At 62.4% G+C, this 23,841-nt stretch carries 22 protein-coding genes; 11 read left to right on the forward strand and 11 right to left on the reverse strand.

What is annotated here, in order from left to right; all coding sequences use genetic code 11:
* The 3 genes from ACW8PS_RS06830 to ACW8PS_RS06840 all read right to left on the reverse strand — a co-directional run.
* Positions 1 to 1,314: MATE family efflux transporter (locus ACW8PS_RS06830; RefSeq protein WP_491526581.1), on the reverse strand; the 1,314-nt coding region annotated here is incomplete at its 3' end.
* On the reverse strand, positions 1,307 to 1,828 hold the full coding sequence (locus tag ACW8PS_RS06835) for a PaaI family thioesterase (RefSeq protein WP_491526582.1): 522 nt from the start codon (positions 1,826 to 1,828) through the stop codon (positions 1,307 to 1,309). The genes ACW8PS_RS06835 and ACW8PS_RS06830, both read right to left, overlap by 8 nt.
* A complete protein-coding gene (locus ACW8PS_RS06840) occupies positions 1,825 to 2,271 on the reverse strand; it encodes a PaaI family thioesterase (RefSeq protein WP_491526583.1) in 447 nt (148 codons plus the stop codon). Before ACW8PS_RS06840 ends, ACW8PS_RS06835 begins: the two co-directional genes overlap by 4 nt.
* A gap of 113 nt (positions 2,272 to 2,384) precedes the next feature.
* Here ACW8PS_RS06840 and ACW8PS_RS06845 point away from each other — a divergent pair, with 113 nt between their 5' ends.
* From ACW8PS_RS06845 to ACW8PS_RS06895, 11 genes are all read left to right on the forward strand, one after another.
* Positions 2,385 to 2,759, forward strand: coding sequence for a MerR family transcriptional regulator (locus ACW8PS_RS06845; RefSeq protein ID WP_491526584.1), 375 nt, complete (start codon positions 2,385 to 2,387; stop codon positions 2,757 to 2,759).
* Positions 2,760 to 2,903: 144 nt separating this feature from the next.
* Entirely contained in the window at positions 2,904 to 3,326 is a 423-nt protein-coding gene (locus ACW8PS_RS06850) for a MerR family transcriptional regulator (protein ID WP_491526585.1), read from the forward strand.
* A 27-nt stretch (positions 3,327 to 3,353) separates the two neighbouring features.
* The gene (locus ACW8PS_RS06855) at positions 3,354 to 5,129 is read left to right on the forward strand and encodes an acyl-CoA dehydrogenase C-terminal domain-containing protein (RefSeq protein WP_491526586.1); all 1,776 of its coding nucleotides are present in this window, start codon (positions 3,354 to 3,356) and stop codon (positions 5,127 to 5,129) included.
* Positions 5,130 to 5,139: 10 nt separating this feature from the next.
* Positions 5,140 to 5,352 carry a hypothetical protein gene (locus ACW8PS_RS06860; protein WP_491526587.1) on the forward strand — a complete coding sequence of 71 codons (213 nt, stop codon included), beginning with the start codon at positions 5,140 to 5,142 and terminating at the stop codon, positions 5,350 to 5,352.
* Between the two features lie 309 nt (positions 5,353 to 5,661).
* The gene (locus tag ACW8PS_RS06865) at positions 5,662 to 6,303 is read left to right on the forward strand and encodes a glutathione S-transferase family protein (RefSeq protein WP_491526588.1); all 642 of its coding nucleotides are present in this window, start codon (positions 5,662 to 5,664) and stop codon (positions 6,301 to 6,303) included.
* An 11-nt stretch (positions 6,304 to 6,314) separates the two neighbouring features.
* Positions 6,315 to 7,526 carry an acetyl-CoA C-acetyltransferase gene (locus ACW8PS_RS06870; RefSeq protein WP_491526589.1) on the forward strand — a complete coding sequence of 404 codons (1,212 nt, stop codon included), beginning with the start codon at positions 6,315 to 6,317 and terminating at the stop codon, positions 7,524 to 7,526.
* A complete protein-coding gene (locus ACW8PS_RS06875) occupies positions 7,526 to 7,999 on the forward strand; it encodes a cupin domain-containing protein (protein WP_491526590.1) in 474 nt (157 codons plus the stop codon). The genes ACW8PS_RS06870 and ACW8PS_RS06875 overlap by 1 nt, the downstream gene beginning before the upstream one ends.
* A complete protein-coding gene (locus ACW8PS_RS06880; RefSeq protein ID WP_491526591.1) occupies positions 7,996 to 10,194 on the forward strand; it encodes a 3-hydroxyacyl-CoA dehydrogenase NAD-binding domain-containing protein in 2,199 nt (732 codons plus the stop codon). The genes ACW8PS_RS06875 and ACW8PS_RS06880 overlap by 4 nt, the downstream gene beginning before the upstream one ends.
* 274 nt (positions 10,195 to 10,468) lie before the next feature.
* Positions 10,469 to 11,254 (forward strand): TIGR00266 family protein, encoded by a 786-nt coding sequence (locus ACW8PS_RS06885; protein WP_491526592.1) that lies wholly within the window; start codon positions 10,469 to 10,471, stop codon positions 11,252 to 11,254.
* Between the two features lie 190 nt (positions 11,255 to 11,444).
* Positions 11,445 to 13,076, forward strand: coding sequence for an AMP-binding protein (locus ACW8PS_RS06890; protein ID WP_491526593.1), 1,632 nt, complete (start codon positions 11,445 to 11,447; stop codon positions 13,074 to 13,076).
* A 257-nt stretch (positions 13,077 to 13,333) separates the two neighbouring features.
* Positions 13,334 to 14,350, forward strand: a complete 1,017-nt coding sequence (locus ACW8PS_RS06895) for a M48 family metalloprotease (RefSeq protein WP_491526594.1) — start codon at positions 13,334 to 13,336, stop codon at positions 14,348 to 14,350.
* Between the two features lie 67 nt (positions 14,351 to 14,417).
* Here ACW8PS_RS06895 and ACW8PS_RS06900 read toward each other — a convergent pair whose 3' ends face one another.
* The 8 genes from ACW8PS_RS06900 to ACW8PS_RS06935 form a co-directional block, all read right to left on the reverse strand.
* A complete protein-coding gene (locus ACW8PS_RS06900; RefSeq protein WP_491526595.1) occupies positions 14,418 to 15,509 on the reverse strand; it encodes an SPOR domain-containing protein in 1,092 nt (363 codons plus the stop codon).
* 66 nt (positions 15,510 to 15,575) lie between these two features.
* Positions 15,576 to 16,208 carry a uracil phosphoribosyltransferase gene (gene upp / locus ACW8PS_RS06905; RefSeq protein ID WP_491526596.1) on the reverse strand — a complete coding sequence of 211 codons (633 nt, stop codon included), beginning with the start codon at positions 16,206 to 16,208 and terminating at the stop codon, positions 15,576 to 15,578.
* Positions 16,205 to 17,182 (reverse strand): adenosine deaminase, encoded by a 978-nt coding sequence (locus tag ACW8PS_RS06910; protein WP_491526597.1) that lies wholly within the window; start codon positions 17,180 to 17,182, stop codon positions 16,205 to 16,207. Before ACW8PS_RS06910 ends, upp begins: the two co-directional genes overlap by 4 nt.
* A complete protein-coding gene (locus ACW8PS_RS06915) occupies positions 17,179 to 18,387 on the reverse strand; it encodes a phosphopentomutase (protein ID WP_491526598.1) in 1,209 nt (402 codons plus the stop codon). The genes ACW8PS_RS06910 and ACW8PS_RS06915 overlap by 4 nt, the downstream gene beginning before the upstream one ends.
* Positions 18,387 to 19,694, reverse strand: coding sequence for a thymidine phosphorylase (locus ACW8PS_RS06920; protein ID WP_491526599.1), 1,308 nt, complete (start codon positions 19,692 to 19,694; stop codon positions 18,387 to 18,389). Before ACW8PS_RS06920 ends, ACW8PS_RS06915 begins: the two co-directional genes overlap by 1 nt.
* A 4-nt stretch (positions 19,695 to 19,698) precedes the next feature.
* Complete coding sequence (locus tag ACW8PS_RS06925; protein WP_491526600.1) at positions 19,699 to 20,091, reverse strand: cytidine deaminase; 393 nt, start codon at positions 20,089 to 20,091, stop codon at positions 19,699 to 19,701.
* Positions 20,092 to 20,158: 67 nt separating this feature from the next.
* Positions 20,159 to 21,685, reverse strand: coding sequence for a response regulator (locus ACW8PS_RS06930; RefSeq protein WP_491526601.1), 1,527 nt, complete (start codon positions 21,683 to 21,685; stop codon positions 20,159 to 20,161).
* A gap of 79 nt (positions 21,686 to 21,764) precedes the next feature.
* Positions 21,765 to 23,654, reverse strand: a complete 1,890-nt coding sequence (locus tag ACW8PS_RS06935; protein ID WP_491526603.1) for a propionyl-CoA synthetase — start codon at positions 23,652 to 23,654, stop codon at positions 21,765 to 21,767.
* Positions 23,655 to 23,841 lie beyond the last annotated feature (187 nt).

Genomic DNA, 23,841 nt, shown 5'->3' on the forward strand with positions numbered 1-23,841 from the left:
GGCGGCAGCCCGTTCCAGCGCCGGATACCGCGCCCCAAGCGTGACCCCGCGCAGCACCAGAAACACCATCATGGCCGCCCATAGCCCGTGATTTTCGAAACGCGGCACCAGCAATACCAGCGCCAGCACATAGCCCGCGAAGCTCAGGATCATCATGTTGCGCATGTCGCGGCTGCGGGTGGCCCCGATGAAGATGCCGTCCAGCATCCAGGACGGGGCCCCCAAAATCGGGGCCAGCGCCACCCAGAACAGATAGCTGCGCGCCGCCTCCCGCACTTCGGGCGCGGTGGTCATGATGTCGATGATCCAAGCCCCCGTCAGCGCAAAGCCAAGCGTCAGCCCGGCGCAGATCACCACACCCCAGAGGCTGGTCATGATCGCGCTCTGGCGCAGATGCGTCCGCGAACGCGCGCCCATCGCCTGGCCCACCAGCGCCTCGGCGGCCAGCGCAAAACCATCCAGCGCAAAGGCCGCGACTTCCAGAAACAGGATCAGGATCTGATTGGCCGCCAGCGCCACATCGCCAAACCGCGCCCCGATGAACATGAAGGTCGCGAAGCCGCCCGTCAGCAGCACCGAGCGGATCATGATATCGGAATTGACCATCGCCATGTGACTCAGGCGGGCGCGGTCAAAAACCCGGTCCCAATCGCGCCAATCGGGCACCTGAAACGCCCCGCGGCAGAGCCAGAGCCCGAACCCCAGCCCGCTCCATTCCGCGATGAATGTGGCCCAGGCCACGCCGCCCACACCCCATCCAAGCTGCAACACAAAGACCAGATCGAGCAAAATATTCAGCCCGTTCATCCAGATCTGCAGCAGCAACAACGCGCCGGTGCGTTCGCGCGCGATCAGCCAGCCATTGACGCCGAAAAGCGCGATGGCCGCAGGTGCCGACCAGATCCGGATACCAAGATATTGCCGCGCCAGCCCCTCCACCTCATCCGAGCCTTCGGCCAGCCCCAGGGCCGCGTTGATCATCGGCATCTGCAGCGCAATCAGCAACAGCCCGCCAGCAAATCCGATCATCAATGCGCGGGTCAGCAGGGCCGCCACCTCGCCCTGGTCACCGGCCCCCACAGCCTGTGCGGTCAGGCCCGTGGTGCCCATCCGCAAAAACCCGAAAATCCAGTAAACCGCGCTGAGAACAACCGCGCCAAGCCCGACCGCGCCGATTGGGGCCGCCTGCCCCATCTGGCCGACAACGCCGGTATCGACCAGCCCCAGAAGCGGCACGGTGATGTTTGACACCATGATCGGCAGCGCAATGGTCAGAACCCTGCGATGGGTCAGCGCGCCGGCGCCGTCAGCCATCGGTCACGGGGGCGGGCTGCGGCATCAGGAAATGCCCGGTCGCCTGCGCAAACAGCCTTGCGCGATTGTCCTGCCACGCCTCGACATGGACCGAGGCATAGCGCCGCCCCGACCGGTTCACCCGCGCCCGCGCATAGCAATCACGCGGCAGGCCCGCGCGCAGATAATCAACGGTGAAATCAATCGTCTTGGGCAGGCGCGGCATGGTTTGCGAGGTCAGATCCTCGGGCGTGCGGCGGCCCTGTTCGATCTCATCCCACAAGAATTGCCACCCGAGCTGCACAATGGCCCCGACCTCAAGAAAGGACGCGATCGCACCGCCATGCAGGGCCGGCAAAAACGGATTGCCGATCAGCTTTTCATCATAGGCCATCACGGCGGTCAGCTCATCGCCGCGGCGGTCGAAACTGATGCCCATGAATCGCGCATAGGGCATGCCCTCGACCAGGGCCTTCAGCGCATTGTCGCGGCGTTCCTTGACCACCTGAACGGGTTCGGGCCTGCTGCGGCTCATGGCTTGGCACCTTTCGGGCGATCGACCGTAAAGGCCCCGGCCGCTGTCGCCACTGGTCGGGCACTGTCCTCGTCCCAGGCGCTGGCCCGCACGAACCCGACCGACCGGGTGATATTGTAGCATTCCGCGCGCGCCAGAATGCGCTGACCGGGGGTTGCGGGCCGCATATAATCAATGCGCAGGTCGATTGTGGCGGTGCCTGCCGGTGCCTCCGGGTGGCTCATGACGGCGGCACCGCCGCAGGTATCCATCAACGCCGACACCGCGCCGCCATGGATGACGCCTGTATGCGGGTCGCCGATCAGATCATCCGACCAGGGCATGGAAATCACAGCATAGCCATCGCCGATATCATCAAGGCTCATCCCCAGCGCGTTGGAAAACGGAATCGCCTCGATGAATTGCTTGGCGATACGTGCCTTTTCTCCGGCTTCCAGCGTCATCTTCGAAATCCCGATCCCTTTGCAAGTGCCCCAGTAGGGACCATGGTTTTGCATTCCCTGCAAGCCTTTGGCACAGTCACTATCAGGGAAAAAACCGGAAGGCCGCGAGTGGCATGGATGACAAACAACTGAATTTCAAGGCAATGTGCGCCCGGTTCAACGTGACCCCGCGCACCCTGCGTCACTACGAATATATCGAATTGCTGGCCCCGGAGCGCGACGGCCGCGCCCGGACCTATGGCCCACGTGAAGTTGCGCGCATGACCCTGATCCTGCGCGGGCGCCGCTTTGGCTTTGCGCTGGAGGAGATCCGGCAATGGCTGGAAATGTATGATTCCGACCCCGAAGGCCGCCTGCAGCAACAGACCTGGATCGCCATGGCCGACCGGCAATTGGACGAGCTGAAGACCCGCCGGCTGGAACTCGATGAGGTGATCGACGAGCTTGAGAACCTGCGAAATGTGGTCTGGGATGCGCAAAAACCGTGAACATCACCCCGAAATTGTAACAATATGCGCGGAAAATAGCTTACGTCGCGTCGCCCGGCGAAGTGACGCGACGTTTCGGTTACGTCAACGTAACCTCATCTTGTAGACATGTCCCCGACGCCACAGATCAGGGGCATATAAGCAATGTATGATGCGATAGGTGATCTCATGGACCCCGAAACCATGACCATCCGCCAGATGTGCGACGCGTTTGACGTGACGCCGCGCACCTTGCGGTTTTACGAATCGAAGGAATTGCTGTTTCCGATCCGCGACGGGCAAAAACGCCTCTTTACCCGGCGCGACCGGGCCCGGCTGAAACTGATCCTGCGCGGCAAACGCTTTGGTTTCTCGCTGGAGGAGATCCGGCAATTGCTGGAACTCTACCACGTTGGCGATCAGCAGGAGACGCAGCTCAAGCGCACATTGGAGGTGGCTCAATCGCGGCTCGAAGATCTGGAGAAGCGCCGCGAAGACCTGGATGCAGCCATTTCCGACATGCGGTCCCAGATGGGGCTTGTGCGCGAAATGCTGTCCGATGTCGCCCGGCGCGACACCTCTTCCTGACCCCTTACCGCCCTCAAGGAGCGCATGATGCCAAGCTATTCCGCCCCCACCAAAGACATGGCCTATGTCCTGCATGATGTGCTGAAAGTGCAGGACCGCGATATTCCCGGCTATTGCGATCTGGAGCCCGGTTTTACCTCGGCCATCCTCAATGAAGCCGCCAAGATCGCCAACACTGTTCTGGCACCGCTCAATATTGTCGGCGACACCGAAGGCTGCCGGCTGGAAAACGGCGTCGTGCGCACGCCGAAAGGCTTCGGTGCGGCCTTTGAGCAAATCAAGGAAGGCGGCTGGACCGGCCTCGACATGCCCGAGGAATATGGCGGCCAGAACCTGCCCTATGTGATGGGGCTGGCCCTGACCGAGATGCTATCCTCCGCCAATCAGGCCTTCGCGATGTATCATGGCCTGACGCATGGCGCGGCAGCGGCCATTCTGGCCCATGGCACCGATGAACAGAAGGCCAGATACCTGCCCGACATGATCAGCTGCAACTGGACCGGCACCATGAACCTGACGGAATCGCATTGCGGCACCGATCTGGGCCTGATGCGCAGCAAGGCCGAACCGCAGGGCGATGGCAGCTATAAGATAACCGGCGAAAAGATCTTCATCTCGTCGGGCGAACATGACATGGCCGAAAACATCATCCATCTGGTGCTGGCCAAGATCCCCGGCGGACCCGAAGGCATCAAGGGCGTGTCGCTTTTCATCGTGCCGAAATTTCTGGTCAATGACGATGGCAGCCTCGGGGCGCGCAACGCTGTCACCTGCGGCTCGATCGAAGAAAAGATGGGCATTCACGGCAATTCCACCTGCGTGATGAATTATGACGGCGCGACCGGCTGGTTGCTTGGCGAAGAACATAAAGGCATGCGCGCCATGTTCACGATGATGAACGAGGCCCGCATCGGGGTTGGCATTCAAGGCCTGGCGCAGGCCGAAGTGGCCTATCAGAACGCGCTGAGCTATGCGCGCGAACGGCTACAGGGCCGCGCCGTCACCGGCATCGAGAACCCCGAAGGCCCGGCCGATCCGCTGATCGTGCATCCCGATATCCGCCGGTCGCTGATGGATCAGAAAAGCTTTGTCGAAGGCGGGCGCGCCTTTGTTCTCTGGGGGGCCACGCTGATCGACCAGGCCCATCGCGGCCAGGACGAGGCGGCCGATGGCATGATCTCGCTGCTGACCCCTGTCATCAAGGGCTTCCTGACCGATCAGGGCTACGACATGACAGTGCTGGCGCAGCAGATCTATGGCGGCCACGGCTATATCGAAGAACATGGCATGAGCCAGTTCACCCGCGATGCCCGGATTGCGATGATCTATGAAGGGGCCAATGGCGTGCAGGCGCTGGACCTTGTCGGGCGCAAGCTGGGGCAGGATGGCGGCAAGCATGTGATGGCGTTTTTCGACATGGTGAAGGGCTTTATCAAGGAAAATGCCGAGGTTGAGGGGATGGAGCCGCTGCTCACCCCGCTCAAGCAAGCTTCAAAGGAATTGCAAAGCGCGGGCATGTTCTTCATGGCCGAGGGTATGAAGAACCCCAATGCGGCGCTGTCGGGATCTTACGATTTCATGCACATGTTAGGCCATGTCTGCCTGGGGCTGATGTGGGCCCGCATGGGCCGCGCATCGCTGGATGCCCTTGCAAATGGCACATCCGATCCCGATTTCCATCAGGCCAAACTGGCCACAGCACGCTACTACATGGCCCGCCGCCTGCCCGCGACGGCAATGCATCTGGCGCGCATCCAGTCCGGTGCCGATCCGGTCATGGGTCTGGCCGCCGATCAGTTCTGAGAGGGACCACATGCCCAAACGCCTGCGCCTGACCCGCCGCCCCAATATCGCCATGAGCGAAGACGGCTACCGCAAGCTACGCAGCCTGGCGCGCGACACCGGCCTGGATGAGGGCGAATTCCTGTCGTTTCTGTTTGAGAACTGGAAAAGCGTGGTGGATGAAGACAATTTCGGCCATCGCATCCGGCTGTTCAATTCAGACCTTGAAAATCGGAAGAAATAATCCCGCAACGCCCCGCGGGCTGGAGAGAAAGGATTTTTGAGTATTTGTACAAAGAAGAAGATGAGACACCCTGCGCACCAACCGCGCGGCTTCGGGATCACTATCTTGATCAGCTAACCGTGCAGCCCGTGGCAGGATGTCTTCTCCTTTGGCGGTCATCGGCTCTCCAGCCTGTACCGCAGGATTGAGGCTAGGCGGTTAACCTTAACAAAGCGTTATGGGGCACCTTCTTCTTTGTAAAAATACTCCACGGGGGGTGCGGGGGGTGTGAACCCCCCCGCTTCCCAACCGCTGATCTGGGAGAGACGCATGACAGTGAAACTCTACTGCTTCGGGGAAAGCGGCAATGCCTATAAGGCGGCGCTGACGCTGGAGCTGGCGTGCCTCACCTGGCAGCCGGTCTTTGTCGATTTCTTCGGCGGCGAAACCCGCACGCCCGAATTTCGCGCCATCAACGCGATGGGCGAAGTGCCTGTCCTGATCGACACTGAACACGGTTACACGCTCACCCAATCGGGCGCGATTCAAGATTACGCGGTTCATCTTTCGGGCAAGCTGACCGGCGATGATCCGGCGGCGCGCCGCGAAGTTCTCAGATGGATTCTATGGGATAATCACAAGCTCAGTTCACAAGCCGGCATGACCCGGTTCTTGATGAATTTCATCCCCGAAGACAAACGCCCCACCGAGGTGATCACCTTTGCACAAACCCGCCTCAAAGCCGCATATAAGACGCTCGACGCCGCGCTTGCGGATGGAAACTGGCTGGTGGGGGACCATCTCACCATCGCCGACATCGCCTGCTGCGGCTATCTCTTCTATCCCGAACCCTTCGGCTTCACGCGGACCGACTGGCCCCATATCGACGCCTGGCTGACCCGTATCAGCGACACGCCGGGCTGGAAACACCCCTATGATCTGATGCCCGGCTCACCGGCCGATCGCACCTGAAAGGACCAAACATGACCGACGCCTATATCTATGACGCTATCCGAACCCCGCGCGGCAAGGGCCGCAAGGACGGCAGCCTGCACGAGGTCAGCGCAGCGCGCCTTTCGGCCATTGCGCTGAACGCCCTGAAATCGCGCAACGATTTGCAGGGCCACGCGGTCGAGGATGTGATCTGGGGCAATGTCACGCAAATTGGCGAACAGGGCGCCTGCCTGGCGCGCACCGCCGTGCTGGCCTCGGATCTCGATGAATCCATCCCCGGCCTGTCGATCAACCGGTTCTGCGCCTCGGGGCTCGAGGCGGTGAATCTCGCCGCCAACCAGGTCAGGGGCGGGGCCGGCCAAGCCTATATCGCGGGCGGGGTCGAGGCCATGTCCCGCGTGCCCATGGGCTCGGATGGCGGCGCGATTGCGGTTGATCCCTCCATCGCCATCGACAATTATTTCGTGCCGCAGGGCATCTCGGCCGACATTATCGCCACCGAATATGGCTTTACCCGCGATCAGGCCGATGCGCTGGCGGTCGAAAGCCAGAAGCGCGCCAAGGCGGCCTGGGATGCCGAGCGTTTTGAAAAATCCATCATTCCCGTAAACGATATCAATGGCTTGCCTATCCTTGCCCATGATGAATTCATGCGCCCACAAACCGATATGCAATCGCTCGGAGCGCTGAAACCCTCCTTCAAGGATATGGGCGAGGTAATGCCCGGTTTCGATGCCATCGCAATCATGAAATACCCCCATCTTGAACGGATCAACCACATCCATCACGCCGGCAATTCCTCGGGCATCGTCGATGGGGCCGCCGCCATCCTGATCGGCAACAAGGAATTCGGCGAGGCGCGCGGCCTGACCCCGCGCGCCCGCATCCGCGCCACCGCCAAGATCGGCACCGACCCCACCATCATGCTGACTGGCCCGGTTCCGGTGACCCAGAAAATCCTCGCTGAAAGCGGCATGGAGATTGGCGATATCGACCTTTTCGAGGTCAATGAGGCCTTCGCCTCGGTGGTCCTGCGCTTCATGCAGGCCTTCGATGCTGACCCCGCGCGCGTCAATGTCAATGGCGGTTCCATCGCCATGGGCCACCCGCTTGGGGCCACCGGCGCAATGATCCTCGGCACGCTGCTGGATGAGCTTGAGCGCAGCGGCAAAAGCACCGGCCTGGCCACGCTCTGCATCGGATCGGGCATGGGGGCCGCAACCATCATCGAGCGTGTGTGATGCCAAAGATCGACCTTTCAAAAACCCCCGTCAAAACCGGCTCCATCTATCCGGCACCCCATGATTCCGAGATGGCCGGGCGCAGCTCATTACGCGTCGGCGATGCTGGCGGGCTGACCCAGTTCGGGGCCAATATCATCATCCTTGAACCGGGGGCGAAATCCTCGCTGCGCCACTGGCACGAGGAACAGGACGAGTTCGCCCTGATCACCCAAGGCACCTGCACCCTGATCGACGATACCGGCGAAACCCCCATGGCCCCGGGCGATTGCGCCACCTTCAAGGCAGGCGACGCCAATGGCCACCATTTCGTCAACCACAGCGATGCCCCGGCGCGGTTCCTTGTCATCGGCACCCGCACAGACACCGAAATCGTGCGGTATAGCGATCTGGATCTGAAAGTGGCGATCGACGAAAATGGTTTCGAATTCACCCGCAAAGACGGCACCCCCTATCCGGGAGACGGAAAATGACCGATTTCACCATGACAACCGACGCTGACGGCGTTGCCATCATCACCTGGGATACCCAGGGCAAAAGCATGAATGTGCTCAATCTCGAGGCGCTGACCGAGCTTGAGGCCTGCATTGATGCCGCCCTGGCCGATGGTGCCGTCAAAGGCATCATCATCACCTCGGGCAAGGACGGGACATTCGCCGGCGGCATGGATCTGAACGTCATCGCCAGGATGAAGGAAATGGCCGGCGACAATCCCGCGCAGGGCCTGATGGACGGCATCATGCATATGCATGCCGTGCTGCGCAAGATCGAACGCGCCGGCATGGATGCCAAAACCAACAAGGGCGGCAAACCGGTGGCCTGTGCGATGCCCGGCACCGGGCTCGGCATCGGGTTCGAGATCCCGCTGGCCTGCCACCGTATCTTTGTGGCCGATAATCCCAAGGCCAAGATCGGCCTGCCGGAAATCATGGTCGGCATCTTCCCCGGCGCGGGCGGCACCACGCGGCTGGTGCGCAAACTGGGCGCAATGGCGGCCAGCCCCTTCCTGCTGGAGGGCAAGCTGAGCACCCCCGCCAAGGCCAAATCGGCCGGTCTGGTCGATGAGGTAGTGCCCGCCGGTGACCTGATGCAGGCGGCCAAAGACTGGGTTCTGTCCGACCCCAGGATCGTCAAACCCTGGGATGAACGGGGCTACAAGATGCCCGGCGGCGCGCCCTATACGCCGGCAGGTTTCATGACCTTCCTCGGGGCCTCGGCCATGGTGCATGGCAAGACCAAGGGCGTCTACCCTGCGGCCAAGGCGTTGTTGCAGGCGGTCTATGATGGTGCCTTGGTGCCGTTCGATACCGCGCTCAAGGTCGAGGCGCGCAATTTCGTCAATGTGCTGATGAACCCCTCCTCTGCTGCGATGATCCGAACCTTGTTCATCAACAAGGAAGCCCTGGAAAAGGGTGCCAACCGGCCAGATGTGGACGAGCAGACGGTGAAAAAGGTCGGCATTCTGGGGGCCGGCATGATGGGCGCGGGCATTGCCTATGTCAGCGCCAATGCGGGCATTGAGGTGGTGCTGATCGACGCCAGCCAGGACAGCGCCGACCGCGGCAAATCCTATTCCGAAACCATCCTCGACAAGGGCATTTCGCGGCGCAAGGTGACGGCAGAGAAAAAGGCGCAAGTTCTGGGCCGGATCACTGCAACCACCGATTACGCAGCCCTTTCGGGCTGTGATCTGATCGTCGAAGCCGTGTTTGAGGATATCGGCGTCAAGGCCGGTGTCACCGCGCAGGCTGAAGCCGTGATCCCCGATACCGCGATCTTTGCCACCAACACCTCCATCCTGCCGATCAGCGAATTGGCCAAGGCCTCCAAACGGCCCGAACAATTCATCGGCATCCATTTCTTCAGCCCCGTCGACAAGATGCTGCTGGTCGAGATCATCAAGGGCAAACAGACCGGCGATGTGGCCGTGGCCAAGGCGCTCGATTTCGTGCGCCAGATCCGCAAGACCCCGATCGTGGTCAATGATGCGCGGTTCTTCTATGCCAATCGCTGCATCATCCCCTATATCAATGAAGGCCTTCGGATGCTGAAGGAAGGCGTCGCCCCGGCGCTGATCGAAAACGCCGCGAAACTGGTGGGGATGCCGCTTGGGCCGCTGCAACTGACTGATGAGACCTCGATTGATCTGGGCGCGAAAATCGCCCGCGCCACCAAGGCGGCAATGGGCGCGGATTATGATGACAGCGCCGATGAGGTGATCTTCTGGATGGAAGCGGAAGGCCGCCAGGGCCGAAAGTCCAATGCCGGCTTCTACAGCTATGACGACAAGGGCAAACGCACCGGCCTGTGGGACGGTCTGAGCGCCCGCTACGCCATCGCCGAACATCAGCCCGAGGTGACCGAAGTGCAGCACCGCCTGCTGTTCGCGCAGGTGCTGGAAGCCATCCGCGCCTTGGAGGACGGCGTGCTGGAGGATATCCGCGAGGGCGATGTCGGGGCCATATTGGGCTGGGGTTTTGCGCCCTGGTCCGGCGGGCCGTTCAGCTGGCTCGATATTCTGGGCACGCCATACGCGGCCGCGCGCTGTGCAGAACTGGCCCAGATCCATGGCCCCCGGTTCACGCCGCCCGCGCTGCTTGAGGAAATGGCCGCCAAGGGGCAGAGCTTTTACGGTCGCTTCGGCCCACAGGCCAGCAAAGCCGCCTGAACGACACATAAGGCGCGCCGGTGGACCCCATCGGCGCGCCCTTTTTCGGCTCCGGATCATCCATCCGCCCCCCGCGGGCCTGACAAGGCCCCACACGTGATCATGGCCAGAGCTTTGAAACACCCGCCATTTTCTTGCGACACTCTTGCAGGACAGACAGAAAACCCCAAAATGGGCGCGACCGGATATTACCATCCCGTCCGCACCCCGCGACGGGCTGGATATTTGGCACGAACGGCACCCAATTTGCCCAAAGACATGAAGGATATTTCAAATGCAATCCCATGAAGTTGACTACGAGATTTTCGGGAACGACATGCAGATTGTCGAGATTGAGCTGGACCCCGGTGAAAAGGTCATCGCAGAAGCCGGAGCAATGAATTACCTGGAGGACGGCATCGACTTCGAATCCCGCATGGGCGATGGCGCTCAGCCTTCCGGAGGGATCATGAGCTCGCTTCTCAATGTCGGAAAGCGCGTGTTGACCGGCGAATCCATCTTCCTGACCCATTTCACCAATACCGGTCAGGGCAAGAAGCGGGTGGCCTTCGCCGCGCCCTACCCCGGCAAGATCATCCCGGTTGACCTGTCCCAGGTGGGCGGAGAGCTGATCTGCCAGAAGGACGCCTTCCTCTGTGCCGCCTTTGGCACCACCACCGGCATTGCCTTTCAGAAGAAACTGGGTGCCGGGTTCTTCGGGGGCGAGGGCTTCATTCTGCAACGCCTCAATGGCGACGGCATGGCCTTCATCCATGTCGGCGGCACCGTGATCAAGCGAGAGCTTGCCGCCGGTGAAACCCTGCGGGTCGATACCGGGTGCCTCGCGGCCATGGATGGCAGCGTTCAATATGACATCGAGCGCGCCGGCAACCTGAAATCCATGATCTTCGGGGGCGAAGGCATTTTCCTGGCCACCCTGAAAGGCCCTGGCACGATCTTCCTGCAAAGCCTGCCCTTCTCTCGCCTGGCAGACCGCATCATGCGGGCCGCCGGTCCGGGCGGAAGCAAGGGCGAAGGCTCGGTTCTGGGCGGCCTGGGCGATATGTTCGGCGATCGCTGAGCCAGAGATCGGGACCATTCGGACAGGGTGCCAACGGTTCGGCATAAGAAAAATATTGCCCGAATATTTTTCGGATCCGAAAAGTTTTCCTGGAAAACTTTTCCGGGGGGGGGTGGCCCAACGCTGCCCCCTTTTCTTTTGCCACGCCCATGGCAATAGTGACCATCACGCATATCGGGGAGGGTTGCATATGGGCTGGATGAAAGACGAAACAGGCCTTGAAAAACGCGCCGCAAATTACGTGCCGCTGACGCCGCTGTCGCATCTGGCGCGCGCGGCCCAGGTCTTTGCGACCCATCCCGCGCTGGTCTATGGCAATTTCCGCAAAACCTATGCCGAATATCACGCCCGCGTGTCGCGGCTTGCCTCGGCTCTGGCCGCGCGCGGCGTGGCACCGGGCGATGTGGTGGCCACCGTCATGCCCAACATCCCCGCCCAGGCCGAGGCGCTTTTCGGGGTGCCCGCCTGCGGCGCAGTTCTGAACACGATCAACACCCGGCTCGATATTGGCACGATCAGCTATATCCTGGATCATGGCGAGGCCGCCGTCATATTGGTCGATACCCAGTTTCTGGGTGCCGTTGAGGCGGCGCTGAAAGAGCTTGAGATCGAAACCCTGCCGCTGATCGTCGAAGTGCCCGACGAACAGGCCGGCTATCACGCCTCGGGCCGCCACCTGACCTATGAGGCATTGCTGGCCGAGGGCGACAGGGGGTTCGATTGGATCCTGCCCGACGACGAATGGGAGAGCATCGCGCTCAACTATACCTCCGGCACCACTGGCCGTCCCAAGGGCGTGGTCTACCACCATCGCGGTGCCTATCTGGTCACGCTTGGCACGCCGATCGCCTGGCGCATGACCCTGCACCCGCGCCTTTTGACCATCGTGCCCTTCTTTCACTGCAACAACTGGTGCCACACATGGATGCTGCCCGCGCTTGGCGGCACCGCCATCTTCTGCCGCGACATCACCGCCAGGGCGATCTATGACGCCATCGCCGATGAGGGCGTGACCCATTTCGGGGCCGCCCCCATCATCCTGAATGCCATCGTGAATGCGCCCGATACGGATCGCCGCGCCTTTGACCATACCGTCGAAGTCTTTACCGCAGGGGCCCCGCCTGCCCCGGCCACCTTGGCCAAGATCGAAACCATGGGTTTCAATGTCACTCAGGTCTACGGCCTGACGGAAACCTTTGGCCACGCCACCGAATGTGTCTGGAAAGATGTCGATTGGGCCGATCTGGACCAGCAGGACGCGGCCGCCATGAAGGCCCGTCAGGGCGTCGCGCTGCCCAATATGGAGCCCGTTGCCGTGATGGATGATGCCATGGCCCCGGTGCCCCGCGACGGCGCGGCTCTGGGTGAGATCATGCTGCGCGGCAATTCGGTAATGAAAGGCTATTACAAGAACCCGCGCGCCACGGCAGAAGCCTTCAAAGGCGGATATTTCCACTCCGGCGACATCGCGGTGCAACACCCTGACAGCTATATCCAGATCGCCGACCGCGCCAAGGATATCATCATCTCGGGCGGCGAGAATGTCAGTTCCGTCGAGATCGAGGGCGCGCTGATGCACCACCCCGCCGTGCTGCTTTGTGCCGTGGTGGCCAAGCCGGACGAAAAATGGGGCGAAGTGCCCTGCGCCTTTGTTGAACTGAAAGACGGGGCAGAGGCAACCGAAGACGACCTCATCGCCTTTGCCCGTCAGCGCCTGGCCGGGTTCAAGACACCCAAACGCGTGGTCTTTCAGGAGTTGCCCAAGACATCCACCGGGAAAATTCAGAAATTTGAACTGCGGAGACTGGCGGCGGATCTATAGGGTGAGGGCCCATTACCCAGGGGGCGGATCGGATTGATCAGGATCCTGTCATTATCAGTGGCGCAATCTATCCGACATATTTGCTGATCCGAAGCACCGACCAGAACCATAGCAACCCGCAATACGACCTATAGCGCGACGCGCTCTGGGCGCTCCAGCCCCCCGGCCGGGCATTTCCATCCGATTGTTGCAGCTTTGAGTTGAGCGAAGGCCCGGCTTCAGCTAATCTGCCCTGCAAAACAAGGCGGTAGTCGGGCATGACAGCGCTCAGCGAATTCGAAAGGCTGGAAACCACCGGCCTCTGGCGCGAAACGCCGGATAGTCAGAGACGCGAAGTGGTGGTGTCGCTTGGGGATGCGACGCTTATTATCTCGGCGCTCACCGATACAGCTTTGTCGCATTGGTCGCTGCCTGCCGTGCACCGCCTGAATCCCGGCAAACGACCCGCGCTTTATGCCCCCGATACCGAGGCTGACGAGCTTCTGGAAATCTCGGATTCGCAAATGATCGAGGCCATCGAACGGGTGCGCAGCGCGATTGAACGCGCCCGCCCGCATCCCGGCCGTCTGCGCCTGTGGCTGGCCGCGTTTCTGACGCTGATCACGATAGTCATCACCGTGGTCTGGCTGCCCGATGCGCTTATCCGACAGACAGCATCGCTGCTGCCCGCCGCCAAACGCGCCGAAATGGGACAATTGGTGCTGGCGGGCATGGCAGATCTGGCCGGTCGGCCCTGTGCAAACAGCAGCGGTGTGGCCGCAATGCGCGACCTGTCGCGGGCCGTGTTCGGAGCAGGTGCCCCCGGCATTGTGGTTTTGCCGTCGACCGCGCAAAGCACGGCGGCGCTGCCGGGCAATATCATCGTGGTCAACCGCTCGCTGGTCGAGGATTTTGAGGGGCCGGAAGTGTTGGCCGGTTACCTGCTGACCGAAGCGCTGCGCCGTGACATGGCTGACCCGGTCGTGCGCCTGTTGAATGAAGCCGGGCTGATGGCGACCTTCCGCCTTTTGACCACCGGCGAGATCAACCCGACCCACCTGCGCAGCCATGCCGCCACCTTGCTGACAACCGCACTGGTCCCGGTCGACACCGCAGCCCTGCTGAACCGGTTCGAGCTGGCCGGTATCAGCACAGAACCCTTCGCCTATGCGCTTGATATATCCGGTGAATCCGTCCTTCACCTGATCGAAGCCGATCCGATGCGCGGCCGCCTGCGTGCGCCGCTGATGTCCGATCAGGACTGGATCGCGTTGCAGGGGATCTGTGGCGGGTAGCGCCGAACCGATGAAAAAAGCCAACCGCAGGGGTTGGCCTTCTTTCACAACGAATTTCACCCCTATGTCAGCGCCGCGTGACAGCGGCGCTGTAGCCCAGATCAAGCGCCCTGTTCAGGGCCCGGCCCAGGTTTTGCGGATCATCAAACGGACCGGCCAGCAAGACCAGCGTGCCGCTGCTCGCAACCATGCCCAGGCTGGTCGGCATGCCCTGACGCAACAGTTGCTGGCGGGCCCGGTCGGCCAGGCTGCGATCCGTATAGCGGGCCACTTCGACGTAGCGATCAGTGGCTGCAACCCGCACCGGGGCACCACCCACGGGGGCCACGCTTGACCCTATGCTGGAGGACCGGGTCACCGTCGTCGCGGGGGTGGGATCGGGCACAATGACCACGCGCAGGTCAATCGCCGTCAGCGGCACTGTATCCTGCCAATACCGGCCTTGGGCTGCAGCCCCTTGCGGTGTTGCAACAGCCAGCCCGCGATAGGGGTTGAGCCGTCCGTCGGTCCATACCGGGCGATACCCTTCAGGGGCCGAATAACTGCCCGACGCAGCGCCAGAGCCGATCACCATGCCACCCGCGGCATCGCCGGGATGGTTGGGCTGCGGGCCACAGCGTTCGTTTTCGCCACGCATGAATTGGCTGGCCGATGCCGGCAGGTTGGCGCAATTGCCGGGCCGCGTCGCAACCGCGGCTGTGGTGGCGGTGGCGGTGACCGGGGCGGGGGCGCGGACAGGGGCGGGGGCGGTTTCGACCGGAACCTGCCGCACCATGATGGTTTGCTGAACCGGCCGGGTTGGGGCCACCGCAATGGTGACCGGGCGCGCCGGAGTGGTGGGGGTGGCGGGGGTCTGCGGCGTGGCGGGGGGGGGCGCGGAAACCACCTCGGTTGCCCCGCCACCGCCAGTAGGCTGATACCCGCACAGGGCCTGGCGCTGTCGCGTCACCCGCGGCACCCAGGTTTCCTGACCGCCATATCCGGCACGGATAAACACACATCCGCGGCTATCGACATATTGGTTGGCGCTATAGCCTGCGGGCGGCAATTCTGCCGGTCCGCCCAATTGCGACACGGTTTGCGCAGATCCGGACCCGGCCAGCGCCGCACCCAGTGCCGCACCCAATGCCAAAGCCGAAACCAAAGAAATAAATCGCATAACAACCCCCATTGTCTGTGCCTCAAAGAGTGACAGAGGATTGCGGGCCCGTAAAGGCCGGGCCACCTATTTCGTGCCGAACATCCGGTCGCCTGCATCGCCCAGGCCCGGAACGATATAACCCTTGTCATTCAAGTGGCTATCAAGCGCGGCCGTGACGATGGGCACATCCGGGTGCGCCGCTTTCATCCGCGCCACGCCTTCGGGGGCTGCCAGCAGACAAAGGAAGCGGATATTGGTGGCCCCGGCCTCTTTCAGCAGGTCGATCGCTGCGACCGAGGAATTGCCGGTGGCCAGCATCGGATCGACCGCAATCACCAGCCGGTCCTGCAAATCGGTGGGCACCTTGAAGTAATATTGCACCGGTTGCAGCGTCTCCTCGTCGCGGTAAAGGCCAACAAACCCCACCCGCGCCGAAGGGATCAGCTCCAGCATACCATCGAGCAGACCGTTGCCCGCCCGCAGGATCGACACCAGCGCCAGTTTGCGCCCGGCCAGCACCGGGGCCTGCATCTCCTGCATCGGCGTGGTGATGGTCTTGGTGGTCATCGGCAATTCGCGCGTCACCTCATAGGCCAGCAGCTGGCTGATTTCGCGCAGCAATTGCCGGAACACGGCGGTCGAGGTGCTCTGCTCGCGCATCAGGGTCAGCTTGTGCTGCACCAGCGGGTGATCGACGATGGTCAGATGTTGGCTCATGGTGTTTGTTCCAGTCGTTTGGCAATTCTCTCGCGTGTTGCAGCATCGCAAAAGGCCGCATCCAGCGCGTTCTTGTTGATCTCGGCAAAAACCTCGTCATCCCATCCGAATGTCTCTGCCAGCATGTCATATTCGCGCGCCATCGTGGTGTGAAAGAACGGTGGATCATCGGTGGAAACGGTGACTTTCACGCCGCGTTGGCGCAGTTTTTCAATCGGGTGGCTGGCCCAGTTCGCAACCACGCCCAGAACCACGTTTGATCCCGGACAGCATTCCAGCGTGATGCCGGCCTCAACGATCTCATCGACCAGCGCGGAATCGTCGATCGCCTGCACGCCATGGCCGATCCGTTCCACCCCCAGATCGCGAATGGCATCGCGCACCGAACCTGCCCCGCCCCATTCCCCGGCATGGGCGGTCAGGCGCAAACCGGCCTCGCGCGCCATATCAAAAGACCACAGAAAATCACCCGGCTTGCCCGCCATCTCATCGCCGGCAAGGCCAAAGCCGGTGACGAAATCGCCCGCGGTCTCGGCGGCACAATGGGCGATGGGTCTGGCGCGGTCCGGCCCGAAATGGCGGATCGGCGTGATGCAGGCGCGCAGGGTGATGCCATGCTGTTTCTCGGCCGTCTCCGCCGCCTCGGCGATGGCATGAAGATATTCCCGCCAGGCAATCAGATCGCCGCCGCCACAGAAATCGGGGCTGATGAAGCTTTCGGTATAGATCACGCCATTTGCGGCGCTTTCCTCCAACACGGCTGTGGTCAGGCGGGCGTAATCCTCGGGGCTTGTCAGCACGCTGGTGGCGGCCTCATAGACGGTAAGGAAATGGTTGAAATCGCGATAGGCATAGCCGCCATCCTCGGTAAAGATGCGGCTCAGATCGACAGATTTTTCCTTGGCCATGCCGCGGATGAAAGCCGGGGGTGCAGCCCCCTCCAGATGCAGATGCAGTTCGATCTTGGGTATCATAGAAAACTCCGCCCTGGACCCTGATTTTCAACGCCCAGATGCGCCGCGACCGAAGCCGCGACATCGGTAAAGGCGCAAAGCCCTATCTGCCCGCAATCCGGCCCCTTGCCAAGCACCGGAACCCGTTCGCGGGTGTGATCGGTGCCGCTCCAGCTTGGGTCATTGCCGTGATCGGCGGTAAAGATCATCAGATCATCGGGGCGCAGGCGATCCAGGATCGGGCCGATCCTTGCATCAAACCATTCCAGGTGCCGCGCATAGCCCGCGATATCGCGGCGATGGCCGTAAAGGCTGTCGAACTCGACGAAATTGGCGAAGGTCAGCGACCCGTCACCGGCCCCATCAACCAGATCTGACAGATGCCCCATCAGATCGGCATCACGCCCCTTGCGGACATCATCAATGCCCTGCATCGAGAAGATATCACCAATCTTTCCGATGGCATGAACGCGGCACCCGCCCCCCTGCACCCAATCACACAGCGTCGGCGATGGTGGCGCAATGGCATAATCATGCCGGTTGGGGGTGCGGGTATAATGGCCCGGCTCCCCGATAAAGGGCCGCGCGATGACCCGCCCGACCTTCATCGCGTGCAGGGTCGGGGCCAATCGCTGACACAGATCCAGCAGCCGGTCGAGGCCAAAGCTTTCCTCATGGGCCGCGATCTGAAACACGCTGTCGGCCGAAGTGTAGCAGATCGGCCAGCCGGTTTGCTGATGGCGCGCGCCCTCAGCCTCGATGATCGCCGTGCCCGGCGCGTGTCGGTTGCCCAGGATGCCCGACACCCCGGCAATGGATTTCACTTCTTCCACCAGATAATCCGGAAAGGCCGGATCGGTGTCGGGGAAATAGGTCCAGTCCCAGGGCACCGGCACACCGGCAAGTTCCCAATGGCCCGAGGGCGTATCCTTGCCGAGTGACACCTCCGTCGCGGCCCCCCAAAGCCCCATTGGCGTGGCCTCCAGCCCTGGCGTGGCATCGCCCGAGGCCAGCCGCACCGCCGGCCCCAGACCAAGCGCATCGAGATGGGGCAGATGCAAGGGACCGCTGCGCCCCTGATCGGCCCGGCCTTCGGCACAGGCCGCCGCGATATGGGCCAGCGTATTGGCTCCGGTATCGGGCAATGATCCGTTGAAAAACCGGCCCGCATCGGGGGCACCGCCACAGCCTGCGCTGTCCATCACCACCAGAAAGGCGCGCGCCATCAGCCGATCCTTTCGCGGATAAGCGGCGGGGGCGCCACCATGGCACTGCCAAGCGTATAGGCCGCGTGCAAGGATGATGCCGCCGCCCTGGCCGCCTCTTCGCTGGCGGCATGAATGCGCGCCAAAGGTCGGTGGCTGTCGACCGGATCCCCAATGCCGGCAATGTCGGACAGGCCGACGCCATGATCCAGCCGGTCCGATTGCACCAGCCGGCCACCGCCCAGATGCACCACCACCTCCCCCATCGCGCGGGTGTCGATGGCGGTGACAAAGCCGGGGTCCTTGGGGAATATCTCGACCATGACCGGCGCGGCAGGCAGCCGGTCGCGCCAGCGCGCCACGAAATCGGCAGGCCCGCCAAGGGCGGCCACCATGCGGCCGAACCGTTCGGCGGCAGCCCCCGAATTCAGCGCATCATTGATCTTTGCCTCGCCCTGCGCCGCATCGGCCACCAGCCCGCCAAGCAGCAGCAATTCGCCACCAAGCGACAGCGTCAATTGCCGCAGCCGGGCCGAGCCGCCCGACCCGGTCAGCATCTCCATCGCCTCGATCACCTCCAGCGCATTGCCGGCGGTGCGCGCGGCGGGCTGGCTCATATCGGTCATCAGCGCGCTGCATTTGCAGCCCGCGCCCTGCGCCGTTTCCACCAGCGACACGGCCAGCGCCAGCGCATCGGCAGGGTCGGCCATGAAGGCCCCCGACCCGGTCTTTACATCCAGCACCAGACCGTCCAGCCCCTCGGACAGTTTCTTGGACAGGATCGAGGCCGTGATCAGGTCGATGCTTTCCACCGTCGAGGTCACATCGCGCACGCCATAGAGCCGCTTATCGGCCGGCGCGATCTGATCGGAGGCCCCCACAATGGCGCAGCCAACCTCGGTCACCACGCGGGCCAGTTCCTCATTGCCGATAATGGCCCGGTAGCCGGGGATGGCTTCCATCTTGTCGAGCGTGCCGCCAGTATGGCCAAGCCCGCGCCCCGACAGCATCGGAACATAGGCCCCGCAGGCCGCCAGCGCCGGGGCCAGCGGCAGCGACACCGTATCGCCGACACCGCCGGTCGAATGCTTGTCCAGAACCGGGCCGGGCAGATCCCATTGCAAAACCCGCCCGGTATCGCGCATCGCGTGGGTCAGATGCACGCGGCCCTCGCGGCCAATGGCACGGGTAAAGATCGCCATGGCAAAGGCCCCGGCCTGCGCATCGGACACGGCCCCATCGGCCAGCCCTTGGGCAAACCATTGATAGTGTTCGGGGCTTAACCCCTTGCTGTCACGCAATCGGGCCAGTATCTCACGCGCATCCATGGGCTCAGCTCCCTTCCATATGACCCGCGACAAAGGCCCCGGGCAGCAGATCGGCCACCGTGGTCTGCACGGTCTGGCCGGTGGTTGAGGCCAGCGTCACGGCAACATTGCCATCGGCAAATTCCGCCAGCTTCTGACGGCAACCGCCGCAAGGCGGCACCGGCATCGGACCGCCCGCGATCACCGCCACCTCGGCAATTCTGCTGTCACCCGCGGCAATCATCGCGGCAATGGCGCCGGCCTCGGCGCAGGTGCCTTCGGGATAGGCCACATTTTCGACATTGCAGCCCAGATGCAGGTTGCCCTCGACGCTGCGGATCGCGGCCCCGACAAGAAAATTGGAATAGGGCGCATAGGCCTTTTCACGCACCATGGCGGCAGCATCGACAAGCAACATGGACGGTCCCATCTTCTGTGGCGAACCGGGCCAGTGTGGGCCGAGGTCTGGCCGGTTGCAAGGGGCCTCAGCCCTCGCGTCGGCTGCGTTTTTCGACCCGGTCTATCAATACATCAAGCGCGCGCAGACAGGTCAGGGCCAGCGCCGGTGCCTCGGCCAGGCGGCCGCGATGGGCGGTGGCATTCAGCGATTCCGCCAGCTCCTGCAACCGATCCGCGCCGACAGCCCCCGCCAACGAGATCAGGATATGCGTCTGCGCCCGCACCTCGGCCGCGTCCAGACCGGCAACCGCCCTTTCCAGAATTTCTGCCACCGACCGCAGATCCTGCAACAGATGGGTCAGAAATTCGACCCGGCCTTCCGGGCCTGCGGCCTGCAACAGCGCCTCGAACCGGTTGCGATCCAGTTCACCGAACATCTGCGCGCCGTCCGGGGCGGCAATGAACGCGGCATCAGCGGTCATGGTCGCCCGCTCGACATGGCGCCGGATGGCTTGCCCGAACCCGGCGACGGACCGGATCGGTTTGGCGATCACGCCATCGGCCCCGGCAGCATAGATCGCCTCACGGTTGTCGCGCAGGATATAGGCCGTCAACGCCACCAGCGGCGTGTCGAAATCACCCTGATCACGCAGTTTGCGCATCACCTCGATCCCGGTCATGCGCGGCATTTCGATATCGAGCAGCGCCAGGTCAAAGCGTCGCGCGCTGAGCGCCTGAAACGCTTCTGCCCCGTCGCGGGCCAGTTTCATCTCGGCCCCCATCCGCTCCAGCATCTGGCGCACCAATATCTGGTTGGTCACATTGTCCTCGGCCACCAGCACCGACAGGCCGGTCAGGTCGGGCAGGTCGCGCAGCGGTTCGGCGCTTTCCCACCGGTCGCGCGGCAGGATCAAGGTGACCGTGGCCCCCTGCCCCGTCGCGCTGGACACGCTCAGATCCGCCCCCAGACTATCTGCCAGATCCTTGGATATATGCAGGCCCAAACCGGTGCCCGGCCGGGTGGCATCCTGTGGCCGCCCATCGGGGGTAAACAGCCGTTCCAGCGCCGTGTCGGAAAACCCCTGCCCCTGATCTGTCACGCGAAACCGCAGCCCATCGCCGGTCCGGTCAACGCTGAGCATCACCTGACCCTGGTCGGTGAATTTCAACCCGTTGGCGATCAGATTGCCAAGGATCCGGTCCAGCTTGAGGCGCGCCACGCAGACCCGTTCCGGCACCCGCCGGTCCACTTCCAACCGAAACGCCAGCCCCTGTTCGCGGGCCCGCCCCGACCAGCGCATTTCCAGACCGGCCAGAAAGCTGCGAAAATCGAAACTTTGATCGATCGCGCCCTCATGGGCATCGCCATCCAGCGACAGGATCGCCGCATCGACCAGTTCGGCCAATGTCTCCCCCGCGATCTGCACCCGTTCGAACTGTTCCTGCATGTCGGGGTTCAGCCGGTCGCGGTCGATCAGGCGCAGCCCGCCGATAACATCGGACACCGCGGCGCGAATATCGTGATTGAACAGCCTGAGCGATGCCTGCACGGCCGCATCTGATGGCGCTTGGCTGCGGCCCTCATTCTCATCACGGTTTCCATCTGCGCTCATGCCACGCCGCCCTGCCTGCCGCCCCATCCCCAGCCTAAAGAACTGGAGCCGCGACACAAGCGCCGCGCGACCCGAGGGGCTATTTCGGAAACCCGAGCTCCGTCAGCGCCTCGGCGATTTCATCCAAAATGGCCGGATCGTCGATTGTGGCGGGCATCTTGAACTCCTCACCATTGGCGATCTTGACCATCGTGGCGCGCAGGATCTTGCCCGACCGGGTCTTGGGCAGGCGCGCCACCACGGTGGCCAGCTTGAAGGCCGCCACCGGCCCGATCTTGTCACGCACCAGTTTCACGCATTCGGCGACAATATCCTCGCTGGCTTTCCGGGTGCCGGCATTGAGACACAGAAACCCCATCGGCACCTGGCCCTTCAGCTTGTCAGCCACACCAATGACGGCGCATTCCGCGACATCGGGATGGCCGGCCAGCACCTCCTCCATCGCGCCGGTTGACAGGCGGTGGCCCGCGACGTTGATCACATCATCGGTGCGCGCCATGATATAAAGATAGCCATCTTCATCCATGAAACCCGCATCTCCGGTTTCATAAAAGCCGGGGAACCGCTCAAGATAGGATTTTCGGAACCGATCCTCGGCATTCCACAGATTCGGCAAAGTGCCCGGCGGCAGCGGCAATGCGATGGCAATCGCGCCCAGTTCGCCGCGTTTCACCTCATGCCCGCCCTCATCCAGAATGCGCACGTCATAGCCCGGCATCGGCACGCAAGGTGAGCCGATCTTGACCGGCAAAGCCTCGATCCCCAACGGGTTGCCCGCAATGGCCCACCCGGTTTCGGTCTGCCACCAGTGATCGATCACCGGCACGCCCAATTTGTCCTGGGCCCATTCGATAGTGTCAGGATCTGCCCGTTCGCCGGCCAGAAACAGCGATTCCAGGCTGGACAGGTCATAATCCTCCACCAGCGCGCCTTGCGGATCGTCGCGTTTGATGGCGCGAAAGGCGGTGGGCGCGGTAAACAGGCATTTGACCTTGTGATCCTGAATGACCCGCCAGAACGTGCCGGCATCGGGCGTGCCCACGGGCTTGCCCTCGAACACGATTGTGGTGCAGCCATAGACCAGCGGCGCGTAGCAGATATAGCTGTGGCCCACGACCCAGCCAACATCCGACGCGGCCCAGAACACCTCGCCGGGTTCCATGTCATACAGGTTGCGCATGGTCCAGTTCAGCGCCACCAGATGCCCGCCGGTATGACGGATGACGCCCTTGGGCGCGCCGGTGGTACCCGAGGTGTAAAGAATATAGGCCGGGTGATTGCCCGCGACCGGCACGCATTCGGCCGGTGCCACGCCAAACTGGAACCCGTACCAGTCAAAGTCACGCCCGTCCTCCAGATACGCGACCTCTTGTTCACGCTGGAAAATCACGCAGAAATCAGGCTTGTGAGCGGCCAGATCAATGGCACCATCCAGCAGCGGCTTGTAATGGACCACACGGCCCGGCTCCAACCCGCAGGACGCGGCGATGATGCATTTGGGCTGACAATCATCAATCCGCACCGCCAGCTCATTGGCCGCGAAGCCACCGAATACGACCGAATGAATGGCCCCCAATCGGGCGCAGGCCAGCATCGCCTCCAGCGCTTCGGGCACCATCGGCATATAGATAATGACCCGGTCGCCCTTTTCGATGCCCTTGGCGCGCAGCGCACCGGCCAGGCTTGCCACCCGGATCTGCAATTCCGCATAGGTGATCTGGTGTGTCGAAAGGGTGATCGGACTGTCATGGATGATTGCCACACGGTCGCCATGGCCCGCCTCGACATGCCGGTCCACCGCGTTCCAGCAAGTGTTGACCATGCCATCTGCAAACCATTCGTAAAACGGCGCGTTCTCGGCAAAGAGCGCTTTGGAAGGTTCGCTGTCCCAGTCGATGGTTCTGGCGGCGTTCATCCAGAACCCGTCCGGGTCCTGTTTCGCCTGGCTGTATTGGTCGTGATAGCTCATTGTCATCCCTCCCGATCCGGTTGCATCCCGTGTTAGGCAGCCCTCCGCCATGCGGCAAGCTGCAAGACGGGCACCGGGACAGAATGGCGCAATTTATTTGCAGAAACCACCTTGTATCATTTGCAAATTTTGCAAAACAGCCGGTTTACGACTGCCAGATTGAATAGATCATCCAGGTTTGCAAAGC

It is taken from the genome of Alterinioella sp., assembly GCF_058343375.1.